Here is a 16,165-nt window from a genome sequence, read left to right as displayed (position 1 = left end):
GGAGGCATGAGCAGGTGAGGTCGCTCCTTCCGAGGCTGGGACGCCTGGTGGTGGTGCTGTTCCTGGTGACGTTGTTTGCATCGTTGCTGGTCAGCTTCCTGCCCGGCGATCCGGCGGCGGTGGTTGCTCCGTTCGCCAGCGACGAGCAGCGGGCTGAGATCGCCGACGACCTTGGCATCTCCGATCCGCTGCCGGTGCGCTACGTGCATTGGCTTGGCGACTTCGTGACCGGCGACCTGGGAAAGACCTACTCCGGACCGACCTCGTCCACGGAGGTGTCGACACAGGTGGGTGATGCGTTGCCCGTCAGCCTGACGCTCATGGTGTACGCGCAGATCATGGCCTTGGCGCTGGCCATACCGCTGGGGGTGATCGCCGCCTACAAGGCCGGCGGCTGGGTGGATCGGGTGGTCTCCTCCAGCCTGTTCCTGTTCCTGGCGCTACCGGCGTTTGTGCTGGGCTTCATGCTGTCGTACTACGTGCGCCTAAAGATGGGGCTGTTCCGCACCAGGGGTGGTTACGTGGCGTTCTGGGAGGACCCGGCCACCAACCTGCAGTTCATGTTTCTGCCGGCTCTCAGTCTGGCCTTGGGGCAGGTGGCGGTGTACGCACGCCTGTTGCGCACCGACATGATCGCCACGCTGCAACAGGATTTCATCACGATGGCCCGAGCCAAGGGCCTCAGCACTCAGCGCATTCTGTGGCGCCATGCTCTTCGTCCCAGTTCGATCACGCTGCTGACGGCGGCCGGCCTGAACGTTGGCACGCTGATCGGCGGGGCGCTGGTCATCGAGGTCGTCTTCCAATTGCCGGGCATGGGCCTGTTGGCGCAGACCGCCATCGGTGGTCGTCAGTTGGTGGCGGTGCAGTCGATCGTGGCCATATTTGCTCTGCTGTATGTGTTGGTCAACGTGGTGGTCGACCTTGGATACACCGTGATCGATCCAAGGATTCGCCGTGGCTGAGTACATCGGGGAAGGCCCGTTCGACCATCCCGATCCTGGCGGTGGCATTCCCACGCCAGAGGGTGCCGGCATGGGTGCGGTCGGCGGCTCCGTGGCGGTCGTTCCGACCGGCGGGATACCGGTGGACCTCGGTACGCCTGACCAGCCGTCGAAGAAGCGCCGGCTGGGGCCTGCCGCCATTCTGGCCATCGCCTGGATCATCTTCGTGGTCGGTGGCGCGTTGCTGGCCCCGTACCTGCCGATCCCCAGCACCACCGAGACGGTCGACATTCCGGTTGGCGCCGACGGCCTGCCGTACTTCGGGCCGAGCTTCAGTCACCCCTTTGGCCTCGACAAGATCGGCAAGGACGTGTTCAGCCTGACGATCTACGGCGGCCGGGTGTCGCTGCTGGTCGGGTTCGTTTCGGTGACGGTTGGCATGCTGGTCGGTGGCTCAATGGGCATCATCGCCGGATACCTGCGGGGCAAAACCGATGCCGTGCTGTCGATCCTCTTCGACACGTTTCTGGCCATCCCGGCGATCATTCTGGCGCTGGCGCTTGTGGCCGCATTCGACCCGTCCGACCCCAGCAAGGTGGATCCCACGCGCCGGATGTGGGTGCTGGCGTTTGCGCTCGGGGTGGTGGCCGTACCGGTCCTTGGCCGGATCGCACGCGCGTCCACCCTGGCGGTTGCCGACCGTGAGTTCGTGACGGCGGCCAAGGCCATGGGTGCCAAACCGCTGCGAATCATGATTCGCGAGGTCCTGCCCAACGTGTTGCCGTCGATGCTGGTGATCGGGCTGCTTGGGGTGGGGGTTGCCATCGTGGCCGAGGGCGGCCTTGCCCTCCTCGGGGCCAGTGTGTCGTCGCCGGCGACGTCGTGGGGTGCGATCATCGCCACCAACCGCAATGCGATCAACCTCGATCAACCCTGGGTGATCTTTGGGCCATCGTCGTTCATCTTTCTCACCGTGCTCACCCTGAACTATCTCGGCGACGTGATTCGCCGTCGCTTCGACGTGCGGGACTCTGTTTTGTAGCAGCCGAGGGCTGTGCTGTAGCAGCCGAGGGCTGTGCTGTAGCAGCCGTTTCGCTCTCTTCGTCGCCTGGTTTTGAGGGGATGGTTTCGCTGTGGCGTTGTGAGTGGAGGGTTTGTCCGGAGGGGGTGGTCCAGTGGAAGGTGCCGTTGGGTTGGCCGTTGGGGTGGTGGTTGGGTGACATCTGCCAGTGGTGGCGGTGGGTGATGTCGTGGTGGGTGGTGCAGAGCAGTGCCATTGAGTCGAGGTTGGTGGGGCCGCCTTTGGACCAGTGGATGGTGTGGTGGGCTTGGGTCCAGCCAATGGGGGTGTCGCAGCCGGGGAACACGCAGCCGCCATCGCGGACCCGGAGGGCGCGTTGTTGTGCGGGGGTGGCGGTGCGGACTGCTCGGCCCATTTGGAGGATTTCGTGGGCGGAGGTGGTGACGAAGGTGTGGATGGTGGGGTTGCAGAGGAGCCGCCAGAGGTTGTTGTCGGCGAGTTTGGCGGTTCCGGCGAGGACGTCGCCGCGTTGGCCGAGGATCCGTCGGAACCAGTCACGGGAGGTTTCTCCTCCTGGTGGGGCCTGCGACACCACCAACGGATCGGCCGGGTTGGCAGGGTTGGCAGGGTTGTTGTTTCTCTCGTCGTTGCGACCGTTCGTGGGAACGTCACGGTCGTTCGGTGTGGGAGCCTGCCCACGACCGGCAGCGGTATCCCCGGCGGCGGCACCGTCGGCGGGCGGATCCCCGGCGGCGGGAACCTCGGCAGCAGTATCCCCGGCGGCGGGAACCTCGGCAGCAGTATCCCCGGCAGCGGGAACCTCGGCAGCGGGATCGTCGGCGGGCGGATCCCCGGCAGCGGGAACCTCGGCAGCGGGAACCTCGGCAGCGGGAACCTCGGGGGGCGGATCCCCGACGGCGGGATGTTGGGCGTTGCGGTCTGCGGGGTTGGTGGTGTTGGTGTTGGTGGCGGGGATGGGTGCGGCTTCGATGTCGAGGTTGATGTGGGTGACGGGACCGCCGGTGGACTGCTCGGAGGAACCCCGGCGTAACAGGTCCAGCAATGCTCGTGCTCGGAGGACCGCCCGGGTTGGGACTCTCAGGTCGGGGGTAAGGTTCGTGTCTCGGCGGGCCTGGCGGTACAACCGGTCGGTGTGGGCCTCGACCAACTGTCGGATCTCCTCCGCGGTCGACCCGGTGAAGGTGCCCTTCAGATCAACGAGACCGTCAAGGGTTTCGGACAGAAACACCTTGTCGTCGTGTTCGACCGCAGGTTCGGGGCCCTCAGTGTCCAACAGGGCACACACCGCAGACAGTTCGCGTCGCCACGAACCGAACCGGCGTCCCGTCACACGGCCCAACAGTTCGTCCTGGAGATCAACCAACGCTGTTTCGGTGCGGTCGTTGGAGGCACGCACCAGCGCCGCACAATAGGAGTGATCGATCTCACCTGCGGCCAAGGCTGCTGCGAACCGGTGGAACGTGGAATCGAGTTTGGCGGCGACCCGGGTGGTCTCAGCAGCCTGGGGGCCTGGGACCTCCTGGGTGCGGCTCAGCCAGGACGTGGTGCGTTCACCGAGTTGTTTGAGTGACGCGTTGGTGTCTTCAAGGCGGGCGATCATCTGGGCTTCGGCCGATGCCAGGAACCGGCGGCACAAGCCGATCGCCTCGACCGCGACCATCAAATCAGCCACATCCACCCCAGCACCAGCACCAGCACCAGCACCAGCACCGTCGGCATCGTCGGCATCGTCGGCATCGTCGGCATCGTCGTCAACGTCGGCAACGTCGGCAACCACAGCCGAACCCCACAACGGTTGGCGGGGCTGTGCTTTGCCGACGCCTCGCTCGACCAACAGGCGTGCCGCGTCGGCCACCGAACCCGCCAACACGCTGACCGGCACCGAGGACCCCCAATCGGGGTGCCACCGTGCGTCGACCTCGGCGAAATACACCGAAAAGTCTTTCGCCTCAGTCGTGTCGAAAACGTCGAGCATGAGGCCAGTATGACGATGGCCTGTGACAACGAAGCCGCCACAAGACCCTGAGTTGGAACATGCCGTGGGCCGCATCACCGGATGGGCGGGCGACTGCCAACGATGATCTGCAAAGAGAGGGACGTGCAGTCGTTTCGAGAGCGTTGCATCACTCGCCTGCACCTGAAGATGCGGCCCACTCGGAGCTCTCGACGGGTGAGACTTCCCACGAGGTTCGAGGAAGAGCCTCACGAGGCGTTCCAATGGCTGCGGATCGTGTCTAGTGTGAGTTTGCGCATGAGGTGGGGTCCGCCGAGACGCAGCACAAGGGGAATCATGAAGCTTGTTACAGGTCGTTCGATCAGGATGGCCGCCGCCTTGATGGCGTTGGCAACCTTGGGCGCAGCTTGTGGTTCGGCGCCGACACCAGGCAACGGCCCCGGCAAGCTGGTGGCGTTGGGCGACTCCTTTACCGCCAACTCGACGCTGCTGCCCACTACCACGACCAACGGCTGTAATCAGTCGAAGCAGAATCAGCCACGGCTGGTTGCATCCCGCCTTGGCATTGCGGACGTCACCGATGCCAGCTGTGACGGCGCCCAAACCGGCGACATCATGGGCGGTTCGACCCCGCAGATCAACAAGGTCACCTCATCTGCCAGTGTCGTCATGGTCTCGATCGGCGGCAATGATCTGGGGTTCTCCGATATCGCTGTGCAGTGTTCCAAGCGGGCCATCACCTTTAAGACCTGTCAGGGTGATTACGTCAAGGGCGGAACCGATTCGCTGACGGCCAAGGTGGCGGCCACCAGACCCAAGGTCGATCAGGTGCTCGCTGCCGTGAAGTCGCGGGCGCCTCAGGCCCGGGTCGTGCTGTACGGCTACCCGACGCTGCTGCCGATGACCGGCAGCTCGACCTGCCTGGGCATGACCTTCGCCTCGTCCGACGTGCCGTATCTGCGAGCAAAGCAGGCCGAGCTGAACGTCATGCTGAAGGCGTCGGCCCAGGCCAAGGGCGTCACCTACGTCGACGTGTACGGCCCGAGCGCCGGTCATGACCCGTGCTCGTCCACACCGTGGGTCAACAAGGTAATCGACATCCCGCCGCTGCATCCCACCCATCGGGGCCAGACGGCCGTCGGTAACCTGATCGCCGACGCCCTCAGCTAACCGGCAGCTAACCGAGGCATCCCACAAGGTGTATCTCCGGCACGGACTGGGCAGTGCCGTCTCGATCTGTCGTCGAAGGATTGATGGAGAACGAGGCTTGGGACGTTCGTCGCGTAGGCTGAACGGCGCCGCTATGGAGCAACCAGTGAACACTCCCGCCTCCGATGAACAGCAGCCGAGCGCTGCGCGCCGGGCGATTGCCACCTCCGGCGTGATGGCCATCGTCGCGGCCCTGGTGGCCTACTTCGGGCGTCGCAGCACGCCACCAACGACGTCGTGACGGCGCCACCCGTCGATTGGGTCGAGGCTGCCGAGGCTGCCGATCCCGCGAGCCTCGCTGATCAGGCTGCTGTGGCGGCGCTCCTGGGGCGCGAGCCGCAGGGAGACTTCGAGGTGGTGGTTCGGCGTACCGGTGGTGCCCCGGTGGTGATCGAGAATTCGCCGGTTTTGCCCGGCGGTCGGCCGATGCCCACCCGCTGGTGGCTGGTGGATGCTGAGCTGTGTCGGCGTGTGGGCACCCTGGAAGCCGAGGGTGGTGTGCGGCGGGCTGAGGCGGAGGTGGGGGAGGCGGTCATGGCGGACGCCCATCGGCGCTACGAGATGCTGCGCGACCGGGCGATGCCCCAGGATCACCACGGCCCGCGTCCCACCGGGGGGGTGGGCGGCACGCGGCGCGGTGGCAAGTGCCTGCACGCGCACCTGGCCTGGTGGCTGGCGGGTGGCGACGACCCCACTGGGGCGTGGGTGGCGACCCGGCTGGTGGAACGAGGCCAGGCGCCCGACCTGAGACGTGGGGATGAGCCGGTGCTGTGGCCCGAAGCGCGCGATGGCAGCGCCGACGGCGACGGCAGCGCCGACAGCGATGGCGGCGATGAGAACGACGGCGGCGATGAGAACGACGACATCGAAGGGTGTGATCCGTGACCTCCGAAACCTCTGATCGTCCGGTGCTGGCGGTGGATATTGGCACCAACACGGTGAATACGTTGCTGGCGGCGCCTGGCGAGACGCCGGTGCGACAGACGTACTACACCCGTCTTGGCGAAGGGCTCGACGCCGACGGGTCGCTCTCAGAGCAGGCCATGGGCAGGGCGTTGGGCGTTCTGGGGGAGGTTGCGGGCCTTGCCGAACAGGCCGGCGTGGCCTCGGTTGGGGCGACGGCAACATCCGCGTGCCGAGACGCCTCCAACGGCGGCTCGTTTCTCGCTCGAGTGGGTGAGGTGCTGGGCACCGTGCCCCGCGTCGTCTCGGGCGACGAGGAGGCACGGTTGAGCTTCATGGGCGCGGTCACCGGCGGCATTGAGACCTTTGGGCCCGCCGGGGCAGATTCGTTGGTCGCTTCGCTGGAGGGGCCTGTTCTGGTGGTGGACATCGGCGGCGGCTCCACCGAGTTGGCGCTGGGCCACCTCGCCGGAGGCACCGCCACGTTCACGGCGTCGGCATCACTCCAGGTGGGCTCGGTGCGCTTCACCGAACGCTACCTGCACTCCGATCCGCCCCGTCCGGAGGAACTGTCCGACTGCCTTTCGGTTGCTGAGGCCACCCTGGACGAGGTGCTGTCGGTTCAACCGTCGTTTGGTTCGGCGACCACGCTGGTGGTGGTCGCCGGCACCGCTGAGACGATCGGCGCCGTGGAACTGGGCCGCTGGGACGATCGTGAGCTCCACGGCCTGGCGATGTCCAAGGCCCAGGTGGAAGACGTGTTTCGCACACTGGCCACCGAGCCTGCCGACGATCGGCGACACAATCCGGGTCTGCCGCCGGAGCGCGTCGATTACATCGTGGCCGGCTGTTGCATCCTCGTCACCATCATGCGGCGCATGGGGTTTGCCGAGTGTCTCGTGTCGATCGGGTCGGTCCGGGATGCGGTCTGGGATGAGATGGTGGGCCCGGCGAACGCCGGGACCGTCGACAAATCGTCGAGTCCGGTCGCCGGGTCGAGCTCCGAAGCGACCTGACCGTTGCCCCGCTGGTCGGCATCGGGCAAGCGGCGCTCCACCTCGGTTTTGGTCGGACGACGGGTCACGCTGCGCGTGCTCACCGCCCACGACTTTGAGGCGTGGCGGACGGTACGGCGCCGTTCGGCCGGTTGGCTGGAGCCATGGGAGCCAATGAAGCAGCCGTCGCAGGGTGATCCGGTGGAGGACAAGGGGTCCTTCGCTGCTCGCTGCGCCGCCCGGTTGCGTGAGATCGAGGTGGGAGGCGGTTATGGGTTTGGCCTGTTCTGCCAAGAGGGTTTCGCGGGAGAGGTGAACCTGTCCAACATTCGTCGAGGTCCGGCTCAGACGGCCCTCCTTGGCTATTGGGTCGACCAGGGCCTCGCCGGTCGAGGCCTGGTTCCCGAAGGGGTGGTGTTGGCCCTGCGTTTCGCCTTCGAGGATTTGCAGTTGCATCGGGTGGAGGCGGGCGTGCTGCCCCGAAACGCGGCCAGCCTGCGGGTGATGGACAAGCTGAAGCTGGCCCACGAAGGCATCAGCCGGGGCATGCTGGAGATCAACGGGCGCTGGGAGGACCATGAGCGGTTCGCCATGGTGGCCGAGGATTGGGTCGAACGCCGCGAATCCCTGCTGACCGAGTGGGTCTGGTAGCGAGGCTCAGCCCTTGGAGCTGATTTTTCGGGACATCGCCGCCAGTCGCTCGGCAAAATCCCCCTGGTCCATCGACCACAGCTGGGTGATGAGTTCACGGTCGACCGCCTCGTCGTGGGTGGCCGCCGTGTCGATGGTGCGGAGTGTTTCGGTGGCCCGAATCAGGAGCTCTCGGGGGGCCTGGGCTGCGCCGGCCGCCAGGTCGATGGCGTTCTCCAGCAGGTCGTCGTCGGGTACGCAGCGATGAGCGAGGCCGCGTTGGTCGGCCTGGACGCCGTCGAGCACCTCACCGAACAGCATCATGGCGGCAGCGGTCTGGTGGCCGACCGCCCGCCTCAGCATCCAGCTGTGGCCACCCCCCGGGTGGATGCCGAGCGACAAGAACCGCGTGTCGAACCGGGCTGAACGGGCGGCCAACCGCACGTCGGCGGCCAGCGCCAGGTTCATGCCGGCACCGACGGCGGCGCCGTTCACCGCCGCCACCGTGGGCAGCGAGCAGCGGGCGACGCGCAGGAACCCGTCGTAGATGGCCCGGAGACCGGCTTCGCGTGAGGTTCCCAGCGATGACAGATCGGCTCCGGCGCAGAACACCGATCCGGCGCCGGTCACGACCAGGGATGAGACGCCTGAATCTGCCTCGATTCGGTCGACCGCAGCGGTGATGTGGTGGCACATGTCCAGGGTGAAGGCGTTGGCCCGCCTGGGGTCATCCAGCGTGAGCACGGCGACGCCCCCTTCGTGAACCTCCAGCCGTGCCAGCGAGTGGGGGTCACCCGTCGTTGCGGGCCGGCTTTCAGGCGCCATCCGGCTCGTCCTCGATCTGAGCGGCACGGTTGCGGATCACCGCGGGTGAGTGGCGAAAGAACTGCTCGACGTCGCTCTCGTAGCGATACTTGGGCCGGTGCCGTCCCATCGTGCGACGTAGCCGGAGGGCGCGCACGAAACTGTCCACGGACTGTGCGGAGGTGAAGTCGTACTTGAACCCGGCGGCCTTGAGCTTGGAGTTGTCGATGCCCCGGCCGTAGCGAAGCAGCGCAAGGTACGCCGGGGGGAGGTCGATCAGCCCGAGGCGTTGCAACGGCAGCGTGGCGAGGTCCGCACCGATCGCCGGAAGGTAGCCGGGCCGCTTGCCGACCATGGAGATGACCTCGCTCCATGGCAGCAGCCCGTCCCCGGCCACGTTGTAGGTGCCGGCCAGGCGGTGGTTCATGGCGAACAGGATGGACCTGACCACGTCCTCCTCGTGGGCGAACTGCAGCCGCGGATCGAAACCGAACACGGTCGGCACCAGTGGCAACTCCAGCGCCCGGGTGAGTGGGGTGCGAATGTCGGCCCCCAGCACGTTGGCGAAGCGCAGCACGGACACCGCAACCTCGGGGTTGTCCAGGTTGAAGTCGCGTACGTAGCCCTCCACCTGGGCGATTGAACGCTCGACGGTGGATCGGGGGTTGTGGCTGCGGGGTGTGTCCTCGGAGAACCAGGTGGGGTCCTCAGGCGCCGTGCCGTAGGCCATGGCCGAGCTTTTTACCACCACCGTGCGCACCGTGGAGTTCGGCGCGCTGGCCGCCGCGAAGAGGTTCATGGTGCCGATGACGTTGATCTCGTGCATGCGACGGCTGGTGAACTGCGTCGGGTCCACCACCAGAAACGTGTGCAGGATGGTGTCGATTCCGCACTTGTCAACGATTCTGCTGAGGATCGAGTAGTTCTGATCGGTTCGCACGTATTCGGTGCGATCCAGTTCGATCGTGGGCGCTTCCACATCGAGGCCGATGATGTGGCCGACGCGGTCGTCGGCCTCCAGCGCCTTGGCCACCCGTCCGCCCCAAAACGTGCCCAGGCCGGTGATCAGCACGTTCGAAGGGCCGGTTCGTCGAGCCATCTCAGCCACCCCACCAGGTACGTCGCTCGGCCACCATCTCGTACAGCGTCTCCTGAATCTGGCGTTGTATCGCCTGGGAGTGATCCATCACCCGGGTTCGGGAGTAGCGCTTCTGAGATGGGGGATCGTCGAATCGAATCGGCGGGAGGACCCGCAGTTTGAACTTGGCGGGGAGCGGCACCAGCGTGCCGAGTGGCCCCAGCACCAGGCTCTGAGGGGTGAGCGGAAGGTACGGCATGCCAAGCGCCTTGGCTCCGGGCAGCCGCAGCAGCACCGGGCTGGCCTCCTCGTTACCCATCACCGCGATGGGAATGATCGGCACGCCGGCCCGCATGGCGATCTCCACAAATCCACCTCTGCCAAACCGGGCCAGCTTGTAACGGTTGCCGATCGTCTTCGAGGTTCCTTTGATGCCTTCGGGAAAGACCAGCACCAACTGACGCTGGTTGTGCAGTAATCGATACGCGTTGTCGGGGTGGGCGGGCAGGCCGCCGGCCCGGGACCACATGGTGCCCACCACCGGAATCTTGCGGAAGAAGTTGTCTGCCAGTCCGTACACCGGGCGTTCGAGTTCGGTCTCGATGCCGTGCATGATCACGGGGGCATCGGAGGGCACCGCACCGGCATGGTTGGCGACCAGGAGCGCGCCGCCGTCGGTCGGGATGTGTTCCAGACCCTCCCACTCCGCACGGAAGTAGTGGCGGTAGATGGGATCGAAGGCGCGACGTGCCAACCTGCGAATGTTCTCGGACCGACCCCACTCGTCCACATCGCCGACCCGGGGATCATCGTCGGGGGCGATGGCCGAATCGGTGGTGGGCACGTGCACCATTTCACTTCCTGTGATCGACGTGTCGGTCGGTGAATGGCCGCGCTCACCCGTGATCGGCACAACGTTGGTGCTGCTGTCTGGGGAGCGGCTGTCCGGCATGTCCCCCAGCATAGAAGGCCTACTGTTCGTCGGCCGACGAGGTGGGGGTGAAGTCGGTGGTGAGGCAGACGCGCTCTGCGATGCCGAAGCCGGTGACCCGTTCGGGTGGTTCCCCGGGTGAGGTCGCCTCCAGAGCCACCGAGACCGAACCGCCCACACGGGGTGACAACGACACCCAACCGTCCCCAAAGCCGATTTGTTGAAGCCCGGCGGGAAGCGAGGCGGGTGATACCCGGTCGCCGACCTTGAGGACCGTTCCGGACGGCAGGCCCGGCCGGTCTCCGACGGGGAGGGTCAGCGGGATCGTCCGCTCGGTCGTGGCCAGGTCGGGGCCGGTGATCCAGATCGTCCGGACGGCGCCGTTGGCCAGACCGAAGTGCATCGGCCCGACCCGCACGACCCGGTCGACGCCCACAAAGCACGGCGGCACCGGCGGGTACTCCACACGAGACACCACCTGCCCCAACGCATCGTTCAACTGTGCCTCGGTCGCACCCAGCGCGACGGGGCCAAGACCTTTTTGGTCGAGGTTCAGGCTGGCGGGGAACTCCGGGACCGGCTGGGATTCCGCACCCTCTTCGGGTGGGGCGACGCCATCGGACACGATTCGGATGCGGCCACCGTCAACCTTGGCCGTGATGGTGCGAAGCGTGGGTCCATCAGCCGACTCCAGCACCGAGAGTTCCACCTGTCGGCCGTTGGCCCCGGTTGCCAGGGTCACCGTCGACCCGCCCTCGACCGGGTCGGTCGCAACGGCGGACCTCGTGGGCTTCGCCGCGGTGGGGGCCGCTGGCGGGGGTCCGTGCCACAGGCTGGCCGAGAGCGCCACCTGGCGCCGTCCATCGGCGCATCGATAGGCGGCGACCAGGTCATCGGCACCGTCGCCGTCGAGGTCGTCCAGCAGGGCGGTGCCCTCCAGGGCGACCTTTGTGGTCGAACCGTCGGCGGCATCGAGGCTTCCTGCCCCGTTGCTGAGGGTGACGATGCTCGCCCCGTCACCACAGTCGATGGCCGCACTTCCGTTCTGGGCGGTCGCAACGGTGAGTGCCGGGGTGCGTCGTTTCGCGGTGGTTGTGGTGGCTGTGGTGCGGGTCGGACGCCCTGCGGTCGTGTCGGTGACGAACGTGGTGGAACTGGCAGTTGAGCCAACGACCTGGCCGTCGGCGTCCAATTGAACCTCGCGATCCACCCGCTCCACCCTCACCTCGCGGCCCGAGCACGACCCGGCGACGAGCAGCGCCCCCGCCACGGCCAAGAGGGGCAGCATCGAACGTCGTGCGGGTTGCACAGCGGCCGGCGCCCCGTCGGCGGGTGGATTTCTCACCATGAGCTTCCGGGGAATTGGCATCTGGGTCAGGGTCCGGGGGGTTGAAGGCGGGACGAAACGTTCACGCCCGGAAATCATGCCCGATGCGCAGCCGTCCGGCGGGGATTGGGCTGCTGTGGTGTCCACCGTGTGCCCCGGGGGTTTGTCCGGTGTCAGTTCAAGCGCTGTAGCCGGGAGATCATGCCGTTCATCTCGGCGATCTCCATGCTCTGGTTGCGAGCCATGATCTTGGCCTGGTTTCGTACTCGTGGATCGGCGGCTCTGGCGGCCGCATAGTCCGCCATGTGGATGCCGCCCCGGTGGTGATCGTTCATCATCTGGAGAAAGAGGATGTCCTTCTCGGTGCCTGTGGCGGCTCGGAGCGCCGCCATTTGCTGGGGGCTCTGCATGCCGTCCATCTGGTCGATCGGGGTGGGTGTTTTCATCCACGTCATGGCGGTTCGGTCGAGCTCCCCCAGGTCGTGGCCCCACTCGCCCAACCACGCCGCCATGGCGCCCTGCTCGAAGCGCTGCTGGATGACGATTTCCTGGGCTTCGCCCCGCACGATTTTGTTGGACGCGTCCGCAGCCATGATCAGGCTCATCTCCACGGCCTGATCGTGGTGGTGGTACATGTCCTGGAGGAAACCGACGTCGACCGAATCGGCCGCAGGGTGGGAGGGTTCGCCGATGCTGTGACCGACCAGGCCGGCGATCAGCCCCACCAGCAGGATTGCGGCCAGCCAGCCCCCCTGCCGGTTCAGCCAGTCCAACGCTCGCCCGGCTGCGGCATCCGCCCCCGTGGCCTCAGGCTCCGTGGCCTCAGGCTCCGCGGCCTCAGGCTCCGTGGCGGCTTCCGAGGGCGCGGTGTTGGGCTCGGGGTCGTCGAGGAGCGGGGGAGGTGGCGAGACCATCGCCCCACGCTACCGGCGAGGCCCCTCGGCGGGTACTCGGCCCTGAAGGATCGGCTACCGGATCGTGCGTCGACGGCTCACTGTCACAGCGGGTCGCCATGATGACCCTCGTGAACGTGTCCTCGCTCGATTTCGCCCGAACCAGCCGTCGTGTGGCGGCGGCCGCCCGCAACGGCGGCCTGGCCGTACCCGTCTTCCGCAGCCCGCCGGCCACGCCGGGGCTCGACCGCACCCTCAAGCGGCGTCCCGACGGCAGCCCGGTGGTGGCCGTCCGCCTGGGGGGCCGCCCGGAGGCTGCGGTGTGCGCCGACCTCATCGATGGGGTGCTGGCGGTCAACCGGCTCGATGCAACTGCGGCCGCCCACTGGCGTCGGGTGCTCTGGTCGGCCGCCGTCGGGCATGAGGTCGAGCGTCTGGCCGCCTGATGGTGTCGACGGGGGCAACATCTGTGCAGGCACGCAGTATCTGGCCACGGACGCTTGGTGCCATCGGGTTGGGCGGTACGTTGGTGGACCGGCCCGGGTGGCGAAACTGGCAGACGCAGGGGGCTTAAACCCCCTGGGAGTTCACTCTCCGTGCGGGTTCGAATCCCGCCCCGGGCACGCTGGATCACGTTTGAGGGAATTCTTCGGGGCTGCGGCCTATGGTGAGCTTCAACCACGACATACGGGAGGAGGCTGACCATGAGTAAGTCCAAGAGCAAGGGCAAGAAGAACAGCAAGGGCAAGAAGAACAGCAAGGGCAAGGCCGACGCCAAGGCCAAGAAGGGCAAGAAGGGCAAGAAGGGCAAGGGCAAGAAGAAGGGCTAGTCAGCAGGTCGTTGCGGTGGCCGGGCCCCGTGATCGGGCCTGGCCACCGTGGCAATGCCGCCGCCACATCGGGCCCTCGACCATCGGCGGCTCTCGGCAAGGTGGCGCCGGGGAGGGTTTCGCCCGGCGGTCACCAGTTGTGAACCGTTGCGTCCCTCCATTTCCGTCAGCAGTCCGGATCAAAGAGCGCTTCGAGGCCGTGAAGAGCTCGCAGATGCGATGAGGGTCTGGCCATGACCTGCCGGCTCAACCGTTGAGCTCAGGCGTCGAGGCGCCGAAGCTTGATGATGCCGTCCACCAGGGTGGCCTCCTGGCCTCCTGGGCCGGTTGCCAGGCGCGCTGCGGTCTCGCAGCGCTGCACCTCCCACCGGGCCCGATCAACGCTCAGGTCGGCGAGTTCGTCGTCGGGTGATGGCATCGCCGGAGCGTCGTCTGCCACGTCGGCCCACGGCGGAAACTCGGCGTGGCTGACGATCAGCAGCGTGCCCCCGGGCGCCACCGCACCCATCGCCTGCTGAAGGATCTCGGCGCGTGCCAATGCCACTTGGGAGTGGAGGAACTGGGCTGACACCAGGTCGTACTCCCCTGTCGGAAACGACGATCCCAGCTCGTGTCGCTGCCAGACGATGCTCGTTGAAAGGCCACGTTCAGCGGCCTGGGCGGCGCCTCGGTCGAGTGCGGTCTGTGAGATATCGACGGCGGTCACGGTCCAGCCCCGCTCGGCCAGCCACAGGGCGTCGCCGCCCTCGCCGCAACCAAGGTCGAGGGCCGTGCCGGGATGCCGGCCCGCCGCCTCGGCCGCCAGCACCGGGTTCACCTTGCCGCTCCACACCTGTGGGCGGTCGAGGTAGCGGGCCTCCCAGTATTGGGTCGGGGTCTGGGCGGGGGTATCCGGCCACCACGGCTTGCGCAGCGGCGACTTCAGCAGCTTGCCTGCGGCCGAGCGGGGAAGCTCGTCGTGCACCTCGAAGCTGCGGGGGCACTTATAGCCGGCCATTCGTTCTCGACACCAGGCCACCACGTCGGCCTCCAACGCCTCGTCCCAAGCGAGGCCTTCGGCCAGCGAAACGGCGGCGTGTACCGACTCGCCCATCTCGGCATGGGGCACGGCGAACACGGCGACGTCTGAGATCGCCGGGTGGTCGGCCAACACCGCCTCGATCTCGGCCGGGTAGATGTTGACGCCTCCCGACACGATCATGTCGATGGTGCGGCCGGACAGGAAGAGGTAACCCTCGTCGTCCAGGTAGCCGACATCGCCCAACGTCCCAAAACCGTTGCGGTGCGCCGAGGCCGTCTTGTCCGGTGCGTTGTGGTACTCGAAGTCGCTGCCCAGCAGGCTGCGAAACCAGACCTGCCCGGGTTGGCCCTGGGGCACCGGCTCGCCCAGGTCGTCGAGCAGGGCAAGCTCGAAGCTGGGTAACGGCTTGCCGACGCTGCCTGGTCGTTCCAGCCACTCGTCGGAGGTGATCACGGAGATGAACCCGCCCTCCGTGCCCCCGTAGTACTCGGTGACGATGGGACCGAGGGCATCGATGAGGTCGCGCTTTGTCTGGGGCGGGCAGGCGGCGGCGCCGTGGATGACCGAACGCAACGAGTCACCTGAGAACGCGGCCCAGCGCTCATCGTCAAGGTCCAGCAGCCGCATCATTTGGGTTGGGACCAGATGGATGTTGGTCACCTGGTGCTCGTCGATCAACGACAACAGTTCGTCCGGATCGAAGCGGTGTTGGAGCACGACGGCGTTGCCGCACAACAGCGAGAAGTGGGCGAACACCCATTGCGCGGAGTGGTAGATGGGGCCACAAATGGCCTGGACCGCTTGTTGATCAGAGGCGCTCGTGATCCGCAGCTCCATCGCGGGTGCCAGCGAGTGGGCGATCAGGGTGAGCACCTCGGGGGGCCCGCCGACCGTGCCCAGCACCGATCGCACACCTTTGGGGCGCCCGGTCGTGCCCGAGGTGTAAAACATCGGGCCGCCCCGTTCGGCGTCGGCGATTTCGCCTGGAACGCCCGAGGCGACGAGCTCCTCGTATCCCTCGAACCCATCGGGCGGGTCATCGGCACCGTGCCCGTCCGGGCCGTCGACCAGGACGCGCACCGACGGCAGGCGCACCGAGGGCAACGCTGCTTCGGTGGCGCCCGCAAGGGCGAGGGCAGCGGTCACCACTTCGACCCAGCGGGCATCGACCACGACGGCCGCCGCATCGGTGTCGCCCAGCACGTAGGCGACCTCGTCGGCCACCCAGTGCCAGTTCACCGGGACGAGCAGCCAGCCCCCGTGGGCGCAGGCGAGCGCGACCTCGATGGCCTCGGCCTGGTTGCCCAGCATGGCCATCACGCAGTCGCCCGAGTTGAGGCCGCGATCACGAAGGGCGTGCACCAGACGTTCGACCCGCTCGTTGAGTTGGACCCAGGTGCGGGTGCCCCGGCCATCTACGATGGCCGGTTCGTCGCCTCGCGTTGCCACGATGTCGTTGAGCAGGACGGCCATCAGAGGCCCCGCGCCAGAGGGGCGGGTTCGCGGAGTTGGTTGGACGGCGTCATCGCTGAGATCGGCTTCTTCATGGCAGGAACGTAGCTCGCCGTGCCTCGGTACCGTCCCCAAAACCGGAGTCCTGAAGT

Annotated in this window: 16 protein-coding genes and 1 tRNA gene; 10 read left to right on the top strand and 7 right to left on the bottom strand. The window is 66.9% G+C overall.

The features are described 5' to 3' along the window. Positions 1-14 precede the first annotated feature (14 nt). Together MPARV_RS0111970 and MPARV_RS0111965 are read left to right on the top strand one after the other, a co-directional pair. Positions 15-965 (top strand): ABC transporter permease, encoded by a 951-nt coding sequence (locus MPARV_RS0111970; protein ID WP_012225696.1) that lies wholly within the window; start codon positions 15-17, stop codon positions 963-965. Then, on the top strand, positions 958-1,986 hold the full coding sequence (locus MPARV_RS0111965; protein WP_012225697.1) for an ABC transporter permease: 1,029 nt from the start codon (positions 958-960) through the stop codon (positions 1,984-1,986). The genes MPARV_RS0111970 and MPARV_RS0111965 overlap by 8 nt, the downstream gene beginning before the upstream one ends. Here the strand turns inward: MPARV_RS0111965 and MPARV_RS0111960 are convergent. Beyond that, entirely contained in the window at positions 1,922-3,961 is a 2,040-nt protein-coding gene (locus MPARV_RS0111960) for an HNH endonuclease signature motif containing protein (RefSeq protein ID WP_020378410.1), read from the bottom strand. The two genes, MPARV_RS0111965 and MPARV_RS0111960, sit on opposite strands and share 65 nt — an antisense overlap. A gap of 315 nt (positions 3,962-4,276) precedes the next feature. Here MPARV_RS0111960 and MPARV_RS0111955 point away from each other — a divergent pair, with 315 nt between their 5' ends. From MPARV_RS0111955 to MPARV_RS0111935, 5 genes are all read left to right on the top strand, one after another. Further along, positions 4,277-5,110 carry an SGNH/GDSL hydrolase family protein gene (locus tag MPARV_RS0111955; protein WP_157789583.1) on the top strand — a complete coding sequence of 278 codons (834 nt, stop codon included), beginning with the start codon at positions 4,277-4,279 and terminating at the stop codon, positions 5,108-5,110. Between the two features lie 145 nt (positions 5,111-5,255). Next, the gene (locus MPARV_RS25815; protein ID WP_012229813.1) at positions 5,256-5,390 is read left to right on the top strand and encodes a hypothetical protein; all 135 of its coding nucleotides are present in this window, start codon (positions 5,256-5,258) and stop codon (positions 5,388-5,390) included. Further along, complete coding sequence (locus tag MPARV_RS22765) at positions 5,387-6,034, top strand: DUF501 domain-containing protein (protein ID WP_020378407.1); 648 nt, start codon at positions 5,387-5,389, stop codon at positions 6,032-6,034. Before MPARV_RS25815 ends, MPARV_RS22765 begins: the two co-directional genes overlap by 4 nt. Then, positions 6,031-7,068 carry a Ppx/GppA phosphatase family protein gene (locus tag MPARV_RS22760; protein WP_020378406.1) on the top strand — a complete coding sequence of 346 codons (1,038 nt, stop codon included), beginning with the start codon at positions 6,031-6,033 and terminating at the stop codon, positions 7,066-7,068. Before MPARV_RS22765 ends, MPARV_RS22760 begins: the two co-directional genes overlap by 4 nt. A 3-nt stretch (positions 7,069-7,071) precedes the next feature. Further along, on the top strand, positions 7,072-7,698 hold the full coding sequence (locus tag MPARV_RS0111935; RefSeq protein ID WP_020378405.1) for a GNAT family N-acetyltransferase: 627 nt from the start codon (positions 7,072-7,074) through the stop codon (positions 7,696-7,698). A gap of 6 nt (positions 7,699-7,704) precedes the next feature. On the opposite strand, the gene MPARV_RS0111930 is transcribed toward MPARV_RS0111935, so the two are convergent. The 5 genes from MPARV_RS0111930 to MPARV_RS0111910 form a co-directional block, all read right to left on the bottom strand. After that, entirely contained in the window at positions 7,705-8,502 is a 798-nt protein-coding gene (locus MPARV_RS0111930; RefSeq protein ID WP_020378404.1) for an enoyl-CoA hydratase, read from the bottom strand. Next, a complete protein-coding gene (locus tag MPARV_RS0111925) occupies positions 8,492-9,580 on the bottom strand; it encodes an NAD-dependent epimerase/dehydratase family protein (protein WP_157789582.1) in 1,089 nt (362 codons plus the stop codon). Before MPARV_RS0111925 ends, MPARV_RS0111930 begins: the two co-directional genes overlap by 11 nt. Position 9,581: 1 nt before the next feature. Beyond that, positions 9,582-10,511: a lysophospholipid acyltransferase family protein gene (locus MPARV_RS0111920; protein ID WP_157789581.1), complete on the bottom strand. Its 930-nt coding sequence runs from the start codon at positions 10,509-10,511 to the stop codon at positions 9,582-9,584. Between the two features lie 19 nt (positions 10,512-10,530). Next, complete coding sequence (locus MPARV_RS0111915) at positions 10,531-11,859, bottom strand: hypothetical protein (protein WP_157789580.1); 1,329 nt, start codon at positions 11,857-11,859, stop codon at positions 10,531-10,533. Positions 11,860-11,990: 131 nt separating this feature from the next. Continuing rightward, entirely contained in the window at positions 11,991-12,731 is a 741-nt protein-coding gene (locus MPARV_RS0111910; RefSeq protein ID WP_020378400.1) for a DUF305 domain-containing protein, read from the bottom strand. 110 nt (positions 12,732-12,841) lie between these two features. Between MPARV_RS0111910 and MPARV_RS0111905 the strand changes: the two genes are divergently transcribed. From MPARV_RS0111905 to MPARV_RS25810, 3 genes are all read left to right on the top strand, one after another. Continuing rightward, positions 12,842-13,156 carry a hypothetical protein gene (locus MPARV_RS0111905; protein WP_157789579.1) on the top strand — a complete coding sequence of 105 codons (315 nt, stop codon included), beginning with the start codon at positions 12,842-12,844 and terminating at the stop codon, positions 13,154-13,156. Between the two features lie 91 nt (positions 13,157-13,247). Continuing rightward, a tRNA-Leu gene (locus tag MPARV_RS0111900) sits at positions 13,248-13,333 on the top strand. 81 nt (positions 13,334-13,414) lie between these two features. Further along, the gene (locus tag MPARV_RS25810; RefSeq protein WP_020378398.1) at positions 13,415-13,540 is read left to right on the top strand and encodes a hypothetical protein; all 126 of its coding nucleotides are present in this window, start codon (positions 13,415-13,417) and stop codon (positions 13,538-13,540) included. Positions 13,541-13,799: 259 nt separating this feature from the next. Here MPARV_RS25810 and MPARV_RS0111890 read toward each other — a convergent pair whose 3' ends face one another. Then, positions 13,800-16,034 carry an AMP-binding protein gene (locus MPARV_RS0111890; protein WP_020378397.1) on the bottom strand — a complete coding sequence of 745 codons (2,235 nt, stop codon included), beginning with the start codon at positions 16,032-16,034 and terminating at the stop codon, positions 13,800-13,802. Positions 16,035-16,165: the final 131 nt, after the last annotated feature.

Origin of the sequence: Candidatus Microthrix parvicella Bio17-1, assembly GCF_000299415.1 — a bacterium.
Lineage (GTDB): Bacteria > Actinomycetota > Acidimicrobiia > Acidimicrobiales > Microtrichaceae > Microthrix > Microthrix parvicella.
The sequence above is the reverse complement of the archived record's forward strand: the minus strand, read 5'-3'. Positions and strand labels throughout refer to the sequence as shown.

What these genes read in the sequence shown, in the direction of transcription:
- MPARV_RS0111910 (WP_020378400.1), bottom strand. Translation starts at nt 12,731, where the DNA reads ATGGTCTCGCCACCTCCCCCGCTCCTCGACGACCCCGAGCCCAACACC.
- MPARV_RS0111930 (WP_020378404.1), bottom strand. Translation starts at nt 8,502, where the DNA reads ATGGCGCCTGAAAGCCGGCCCGCAACGACGGGTGACCCCCACTCGCTG.
- MPARV_RS0111890 (WP_020378397.1), bottom strand. Translation starts at nt 16,034, where the DNA reads ATGGCCGTCCTGCTCAACGACATCGTGGCAACGCGAGGCGACGAACCG.
- MPARV_RS25810 (WP_020378398.1), top strand. Translation starts at nt 13,415, where the DNA reads ATGAGTAAGTCCAAGAGCAAGGGCAAGAAGAACAGCAAGGGCAAGAAG.
- MPARV_RS0111915 (WP_157789580.1), bottom strand. Translation starts at nt 11,859, where the DNA reads ATGCCAATTCCCCGGAAGCTCATGGTGAGAAATCCACCCGCCGACGGG.
- MPARV_RS0111925 (WP_157789582.1), bottom strand. Translation starts at nt 9,580, where the DNA reads ATGGCTCGACGAACCGGCCCTTCGAACGTGCTGATCACCGGCCTGGGC.
- MPARV_RS0111920 (WP_157789581.1), bottom strand. Translation starts at nt 10,511, where the DNA reads ATGCCGGACAGCCGCTCCCCAGACAGCAGCACCAACGTTGTGCCGATC.
- MPARV_RS0111955 (WP_157789583.1), top strand. Translation starts at nt 4,277, where the DNA reads ATGAAGCTTGTTACAGGTCGTTCGATCAGGATGGCCGCCGCCTTGATG.
- MPARV_RS0111960 (WP_020378410.1), bottom strand. Translation starts at nt 3,961, where the DNA reads ATGCTCGACGTTTTCGACACGACTGAGGCGAAAGACTTTTCGGTGTAT.